The sequence below is a fragment of the Roseiarcus sp. genome, from assembly GCF_049514155.1.
In the GTDB taxonomy this organism is placed as follows: domain Bacteria; phylum Pseudomonadota; class Alphaproteobacteria; order Rhizobiales; family Beijerinckiaceae; genus Roseiarcus.
In genome coordinates, this window is the sequence record NZ_JBEKVH010000196.1 from 1 (window position 1) to 5,971 (window position 5,971).

At 61.9% G+C, this 5,971-nt stretch carries 8 protein-coding genes and 1 pseudogene; 8 read left to right on the plus strand and 1 reads right to left on the minus strand.

The features are described from left to right. Window positions 1-769: LysR substrate-binding domain-containing protein (locus tag ABSF49_RS19395; RefSeq protein WP_424114280.1), on the minus strand; the 769-nt coding region annotated here is incomplete at its 3' end. 193 nt (window positions 770-962) lie between these two features. Here ABSF49_RS19395 and ABSF49_RS19400 point away from each other — a divergent pair. The 8 genes and pseudogenes from ABSF49_RS19400 to ABSF49_RS19435 all read left to right on the plus strand — a co-directional run. Then, window positions 963-1,457: an ester cyclase gene (locus tag ABSF49_RS19400; protein WP_424114281.1), complete on the plus strand. Its 495-nt coding sequence runs from the start codon at window positions 963-965 to the stop codon at window positions 1,455-1,457. Window positions 1,458-1,580: 123 nt separating this feature from the next. Next, window positions 1,581-1,988: a nuclear transport factor 2 family protein gene (locus ABSF49_RS19405; RefSeq protein WP_424114282.1), complete on the plus strand. Its 408-nt coding sequence runs from the start codon at window positions 1,581-1,583 to the stop codon at window positions 1,986-1,988. A 27-nt stretch (window positions 1,989-2,015) separates the two neighbouring features. After that, a pseudogene (locus ABSF49_RS19410) lies at window positions 2,016-2,178 on the plus strand (SDR family NAD(P)-dependent oxidoreductase); the annotation flags it as partial. A gap of 84 nt (window positions 2,179-2,262) precedes the next feature. Next, a complete protein-coding gene (locus ABSF49_RS19415) occupies window positions 2,263-2,565 on the plus strand; it encodes an alpha/beta fold hydrolase (RefSeq protein WP_424114286.1) in 303 nt (100 codons plus the stop codon). A gap of 57 nt (window positions 2,566-2,622) precedes the next feature. Continuing rightward, window positions 2,623-3,645 carry an alcohol dehydrogenase catalytic domain-containing protein gene (locus ABSF49_RS19420; protein ID WP_424114283.1) on the plus strand — a complete coding sequence of 341 codons (1,023 nt, stop codon included), beginning with the start codon at window positions 2,623-2,625 and terminating at the stop codon, window positions 3,643-3,645. 41 nt (window positions 3,646-3,686) lie between these two features. Next, on the plus strand, window positions 3,687-4,121 hold the full coding sequence (locus tag ABSF49_RS19425; RefSeq protein WP_424114284.1) for a GFA family protein: 435 nt from the start codon (window positions 3,687-3,689) through the stop codon (window positions 4,119-4,121). An 11-nt stretch (window positions 4,122-4,132) separates the two neighbouring features. Next, window positions 4,133-5,512, plus strand: coding sequence for an aldehyde dehydrogenase family protein (locus tag ABSF49_RS19430; protein ID WP_424114285.1), 1,380 nt, complete (start codon window positions 4,133-4,135; stop codon window positions 5,510-5,512). A 303-nt stretch (window positions 5,513-5,815) separates the two neighbouring features. Beyond that, window positions 5,816-5,971, plus strand: a 156-nt coding sequence (locus ABSF49_RS19435) for a ribbon-helix-helix domain-containing protein (RefSeq protein WP_424114287.1), incomplete at its 3' end; no start/stop codon positions are given.

Sequence of the window (5,971 nt, forward strand, 5' to 3'; positions counted from 1 at the left end):
GACCTGTTACCGACGCGGGAAAATAGTTCCGTGCATAAGCCGGCAGGATCGTCACACCGCCGGTGGACGCGACCATCGAGAAGGCGTGGGAAAGATTGTGCACGTCGTGATCAGCGCGGATATCCAGGCCATGCCGTACTAGGCTGTCCTCGATGACCTTGCGAAGCGTCGGTGCCGTCCTCGATGGCATGAGCAACCGCTCATCCCGCAGGTCACGCAACCGGACGGACTTGCGCATGGCTAAGCGATGGTGGCGTGGAAAAACGACGATGAGCGGTTCCGTACGCACCCGCTTGTAGACCAGGCCGCTCGCCGGCGGTTCCGGTCGCATGAAGGCGGCATCGAGCCGACCCTTCAGCAATCCGTCGGCGAGCTTAGGCGAGTAATCGCTCCACAGCTTTACTTCGATGTTGGGCAGATCAGCCTGCAGGATATGCATCACCTTCGGCAGCAACTCCATTTCCGTGCCAGATAGGAACCCCAGGGCCAGGCTCGTCTTGGTCGGCTGAGCGGCCTTTCGAGCCGCTTCCTTCGCCGCTTCCGCCTGGGTCACGGCGAGGCGGGCATGGTCGAGGAAAGCGCGGCCAGCGGGGGTGAGCTCGACACCGTGCACGCTCCGGGCGATCAGCTGTGCGCCGACCTCTTCCTCCAGGGCGCGGATTTGCCGACTGAGTGAAGGTTGTGCCGTATTGAGCCGTTTCGCGGCCGCCAGCGTTAGGCTTCCAGCCTCGGCGACGGCGATGAAATAGCGAAGGTGTCGCAGCTCCATAGCGGTGCTTCATACCTCTGAGGCATGACGTCCATCCTAGAAAGTCTTTTACGAGCACGCCACATGCGACTTTAGTAGGCCTGCACCTCGGGCGAATGCCGCGTTGCCGCGACGAGGCAGGCCGACCGTCACGCTTCGGCGGCATGCGCGCGAACATCGGCTTTTTGCGCCCGGGCTTTTGGAGGATCAAGCATTGGCGACGTACAATCTAGCCGCGGCTGGTGCTATTATGTTGGCCTTTGCATCGACGGCGTCGGCGCAAGACCTCACTGAAGTACAAGCACGTAGCATCATCACACCCTGGTACAGTCTCTTCAACGTGGCTAGCCGGGGCGACGTCAAATCCACAGAAGAACAGGTTCTTACCGCTGACTACGATTCCTGCTCTGGATATCTGCCTGGCGAGTGTTGGGGGCGCGACGTCTCGATTAAAGTCGTCGGCAATTTCGCGAATTCCATTCCCGACATGAAGTTCGACATCAAGGAAGTTCTTGTCGCTGGTGACCGCGTCATCGTACGGGGTGAAGTGACCGGGACGCCCGCTGGCGACTTGTTCGGCGTGCCACACAGCGGCAAGAGCTTCCGAATCATGACGATTGATATCCAGACCATCAAGGACGGCAAGATCGCGAAGACGTATCACATGGAGAATTGGCTCAGCGCGCTGAGCCAGCTGCGTACAAAGTAAGATCTCGCATCCTACGGGAAAAGCCTTATTCTGTAATAGGAATGAAGGCGCCCACCCGCGAAGCCGCGGCGGAAAGTTGACTTCGTCACCTCCGTGCCGAGCACCGCCTAGAGGAGAATCGCCATGACCAGGACTACACTGGAGCAGAACAAGGCGCTTGTTCTCGAAGCCTTCGACACGCTTTTCAACAGGCGTGATTACTCGGCCGCGACACGTTTTTGGTCGGATCACTATATCCAACACAGCGCTCACATCGCACCTGGCCGCGACGGGTTGTTCAATCTGGTCCGATCGGCGCCCAGCACGTTGAAATACGAAAACCAGCTCACGGTTGCTGAAGGCGACTACGTGATCGCGCATGGGCGTTTCTCCGGCCACGGCCGGCCGGCCGCGTGGGTCGCTGCCGACATCGTGCGCGTCGAGGACGGCCGGCTCGCCGAGCATTGGGACGTGCTCCAGGACGAGGCCACCGAAACCCAGTCACAGAGCGGCTTGCCTATGTTCGGCGATCGCTTTCCCGACCTTCGGTAACTTCAACCCTAACGAAGGAGCGGAGACATGAAACTCGAAGGCAACACCATCTTTATTACTGGCGGCGGCTCCGGCATTGGCCGCGGACTTGCAGAATCGTTTCATAAACTCGGCAACAAGGTGATCATTTCCGGCCGCCGGCGCGTCAATCCTCGATGCTGTTGTCGACGCCAATCCGGGAGTGGCTTCATGCCGTCGTTTCTCCTGATGTCGCCGACGCGGCATCCCAGGGCGGTTCATCTCCGAAGCTCGCGAGCAGGTCATCGAAGACAGCCTGCGCGGTGCGTCGCAGGCAAAGGCGGCGTGGCCACGGTCGACCAGCTTCGAGGACATCACCCGCGACGTGGCTGCGATCAATGCGCCCACGATCGTCGTTGCGGGCGAACTCGATCGGGTCGACAGCGTCGACTTGCTGAAGGCGGAGCTGCTGTCCCGAATTCCGCACGCCGCCCTGCATGTGTTGCCCGGGACCGGGCATCTGTCGCCGTTGGAGTCGCCGCTGGAACTTGCCCGGGTGATCGGCGACTTCGTCGATGCACAAGCGAAAGTTCACCAGCACAAACGGCACAACGTTTAGCATCGCCCCAAAGCAAAGATTGATTGCCTGGTTCAAACGATATTCAGGGAGGCAACCATGGCGGAGAAGCGATCGACCTATCGAGCGGTGCATGCAGTCAGTCCAGGCAAGCTGGAACTTGCCGAAAAGCCGCTGCTCGGTCCGCCAGCGGGGCATGTCCGCGTACGTGTCGAGGCCTGTGGCGTGTGCCATTCGGATTCGGCGACGGTGGAAGGAGCATTGCCGATCCAATGGCCGAGGGTGCCCGGCCATGAAGCCGTCGGACGCATCGACCTGATCGGCGAAGGCGTTGAAGGCTGGGTCGTTGGCCAACGCGTCGGCGTCGGCTTCCTCGGCGGCAGTTGCGGATACTGCGGGTATTGCCGGGATGGCGACATCGTGAACTGCATAAACCAGGGCTACACTGGCGTGCAGCACGACGGCGGCTATGCGGAGGTGATGATCGCCAAAGCCAGCGGCCTGATGGCCGTGCCTGATGCTCTGTCATCGATCGATGCGGCCCCCCTGTTGTGCGCCGGCCTGACGACCTTCAGCGCGCTCAGGAACTCGCCGGCGAGGGCAGGGGACCTCGTCGCGGTGTTTGGTGTTGGCGGGCTGGGCCATCTCGGCGTCCAGTACGCGCGCCGCATGGGGTTCGAGGTCGTCGCGATCGACCGCGGCGGCGACCGGGCCGAGCTGGCGAAGAAACTGGGCGCCCATCACCATATCGACAGCTCCGCCTCCGATGTCGCCAAGGCGCTTCAGGCGCTCGGGGGCGCCGCTGTGGTGTTGGCCACAGCCTCGGGCGGCAAGGCGGTCGCTTCAGTCCTCGGCGGCTTGCGACGCGGCGGCACGGTGATCTCGCTCGGCGCGACGGATGAGCCGATCGAGCTGTCGGCGTTCGAACTTCTGTTCAAACAGCTTGGTGTCGACGGCGCTCTCACGGGAACTCCGGCGGCCGGCGATGCGACGCTCCGATTCAGTGCCATCAGCGACGTCGCCGCCATGATTGAAGCCATGCCGCTCGAACGGGCCGCAGACGCCTACGCAAAGATGATGTCGGGCAACGCCCGCTTCAGGATGGTCCTGACGATGGGCTGAGCGCCCGGTCACGTTGCGCTTCGAGGTTGGGAGATAGAGCGATGAGCGGCGGCGCGCCTCAAGTCCTTGACATGCTGACGGGCCGCTGCATGTGCGGCGCCGTCACCTTCACGATTTCCGAGAAGCCGCTGGTGGACGGCCTTTGCCACTGCAATCGCTGCCGGCCGCAGTCCGGGAGCGCATTCTCGACAGTCATTTTCATCCACCGCAGCGCGTTGACGATTACCGGCGAGACCGAGGTCTTCGACGATATCGGCACGAGCGGTCTGAGGGTGTTGCGCCGCTACTGCCCCCGCTGCGGTTCGCCGCTGACCACCGAGCCCGAGCTGACGCCGGAGCTTTTCATGGTCAAGGCCGGGACCCTCGATTCGAACGAATGGTTCCATCCGGCGTGGGAACTGTTCGTCGGCCGGCGCCGGCCCTGGGTCAGTCCCGTTCCGGGCGCGAAGCAGTATGACGGCAATCCTGACATCTAGGCGAGGCGCCCATGAACCCCTTCCAGGATATCTTCAACGCCCAGAAGGCGCTGTTCGCCACAGGGGTCACGCGCACCTACGAATGGCGCGTCGATCAGCTCGACCGGATGGCCCGCATGATCAGGGAGCATGAGGAGCGCTTTCAGAAGGCGATGGCTAAGGACTTCAAGACCGCCTCGCAGGAACACATCTTCGAGACCGCGGCGTCGGCCGGCGAGACGGAAGTCCAGAAAAGCCAGCTGAAGGAGTGGATGAAGCCGGTCGAAGCGCCGGTGCCGCGCTTCCTGGCCGAAACTGGCCACAAGGGGATGATCTACCGCGAGCCGTATGGCGTGGCGCTGATCATCGGCCCGTTCAACGGACCCCTGCTTTTGCTGATCCGCCCGGCGCTCGCGGCGCTCGCGGCCGGCAACACCTGCATTCTCACGCTGAGCGAAGCGCTCACGGCGACGACCGAAGTGCTGCTCGATCTTGTCCCGAAGTATTTCGATCCGAGCGCCGTAACCGTGGTGCCCGGCGGCAAGTCACAGAACACCGAACTTCTGAAGCTGGCGTTCGACTTCATCTTTTTCACCGGCAGCACCCACGTGGGGAAGGTCGTCGCGCGAGCCGCCGCGGAAAACCTCACGCCGGTCCTGCTGGAACTCGGCGGGATGAACCCGGCGCTCGTTGACGAGACCGCCAACATCCCCGACGCCGCGAAGAAGATCGTTTGGGGTGCGATGGCGTGGGGCGGCCAGTGGTGCACCTCTCCAGGCTACGCGTATGTTCACAAGTCTGTCGCAGACGCCTTCGTTGCCGAGGCCAAGAAGGCGCTGGTCGAGTTCTTTGGCGATGATCCGAAATCCAACTCCGACTATTCGCGCATCATCAACGCGCATGCGGTGGATCGACTGGCGGCGCTCATCGACCCCGCAAAAGTGGTCGCGGGCGGCAAGTCAGATCCAGACGCGCACTACCTCGACCCCACGCTTCTTTATCCCGTGACCTGGGACGACAAGGTCATGGAGGACGAGGTCTTCGGACCGATCCTGCCGATCCTGACCTACGAGTCGCTTGGTGAGGCTTTCGCGCGGATCGCGGCGACGCCGCGACCGCTTGCGGGCTTCATCTTCAGCCGCGACCAGAAGACCGTCGATCGGTTCATCGGCGAGCTGTCCTTTGGCGGCGGCGGAGTGAGCCTCGTTAACGTTCACCTGTTCGTCGAGACCATGCCGTTCGGCGGCACAGGGTCGGCCGGTATGGGCCACTACTACGGCAAATACGGCTTCGATGCGCTCACCCACGCCAAATCGATGCTGATCTCTCCGCCCGACGTGGCGATCGAACATCTCTACCCGCCCTTCACCGACGACAAGAACCGGGCGCTCCAAGGGTGGTTCGAATATTGAGGCGATGCCGCTGTAAGGCAGTAGCCACCTACGATGTGGTCGTCGTCACTGGAGGCAGCCCATACTGCTAGGCTGCTACGTTCTCCGAAGTAGGGATGGAAAGTGGATTCCGGCGCGGCGTCCGAGTACGCTTGGCTTGCCGGGTGCCCCTGCCCCGGTTTGTTAGATTCTTACGCATGATAACGTCCTTTATCATGGGGAAGATTTGTGGTAGGGAAGGGGCAAAGCGCCCAAAACGACGTTGTACGAAAGCACCTAACATGATATACTGCTAAGCGTATAAACTCCTATTAGGAGGCTCCCATGCCCGACGACACCACCCGCTGGACCGTCTCGGTGTCCAAAGACACCGACATCGCGGTGCGCAGTTTTCTTGCCCAGCGCGGCATGAAGAAAGGCGATCTCTCGAAATTCATCGAGGAAGCCGTCAAGTGGCGCGTGCTCGACCAGACCATGACC